The 1,062-nt window shown below is 61.1% G+C and carries 1 protein-coding gene; it reads left to right on the top strand.

Annotated features, from left to right (window positions below):
- Nucleotides 1–166: 166 nt before the first annotated feature.
- Nucleotides 167–1,062: biotin carboxylase N-terminal domain-containing protein (locus EN879_RS36900; RefSeq protein WP_127274759.1), on the top strand; the 896-nt coding region annotated here is incomplete at its 3' end.

Raw genomic sequence — 1,062 nt, 5'->3', positions numbered from 1 at the left:
GTTTCAGGTTTTGCCGACACGATCAACTGGCAGCTGGCTCCCCGACTGGGCCACAGCGATGAATTGGAATCGCAAGTCGATTGAAAGGCAGTGAATTGCATGGTCGGCTTGACCCTGCAAGCACAGGCCATAAAAGGAACGGCCGACCCGAGGGATGACATTTCGCATGTTCACCAAGATCCTGATCGCCAATCGCGGCGAAATTGCCTGCCGCGTCATCAAGACGGCGCGCAAGATGGGCATTGCCACCGTCGCGGTCTATTCCGATGCCGATCGCGACGCCGTGCATGTCGAGATGGCCGACGAGGCGGTGCATATCGGGCCTTCGCCAGCCGCGCTGAGCTATCTCGTCCCTGAAAAGATCATCGCCGCGTGCAAGGAGACGGGAGCCCAGGCCGTGCACCCCGGCTACGGATTCCTGTCCGAGCGGGCGGCCTTCTGTGAGGCGCTGGAAGCGGAAGGCATCATTTTCATCGGCCCGAAGCCCAAGGCGATCAAGGCGATGGGTGACAAGATCGAATCGAAGAAGTTCGCCAACGCCGCCAAGGTTTCCACCGTGCCCGGCTGGCTCGGCGTCATCGAGAATGCCGATCATGCCGAAAAGATCGCCGGCGAAATCGGTTATCCCGTGATGATCAAGGCTTCGGCCGGCGGCGGCGGCAAGGGCATGCGCATCGCCTGGAGCGAAGCCGAAGTGCGCGATGGCTTCGACCGCGCGCGCTCGGAAGCCAAGAGTTCGTTCGGCGACGATCGTCTCTTCATCGAGAAATTCGTCGTCGATCCGCGCCACATCGAAATCCAGGTGCTGGCCGACGCGCATGGCAACGCGCTCTATCTCGGCGAGCGCGAATGCTCGATCCAGCGACGCAACCAGAAGGTCGCCGAAGAGGCGCCGTCGCCATTCCTGGACGCCGCGACACGCAAGGCCATGGGCGAGCAGTCTGTGGCGCTGGCCAAGGCCGTCGACTACCAGAGCGCCGGCACGGTCGAATTCATCGTCGACAAGGACAAGAACTTCTATTTCCTTGAAATGAATACACGATTGCAGGTCGAGCACCCGGT

The organism is Mesorhizobium sp. M7A.F.Ca.AU.002.02.1.1 (genome assembly GCF_003998535.1).
Taxonomy (GTDB): domain Bacteria; phylum Pseudomonadota; class Alphaproteobacteria; order Rhizobiales; family Rhizobiaceae; genus Mesorhizobium; species Mesorhizobium ciceri.
This window is presented reverse-complemented; position numbering and strand designations above follow the sequence as displayed.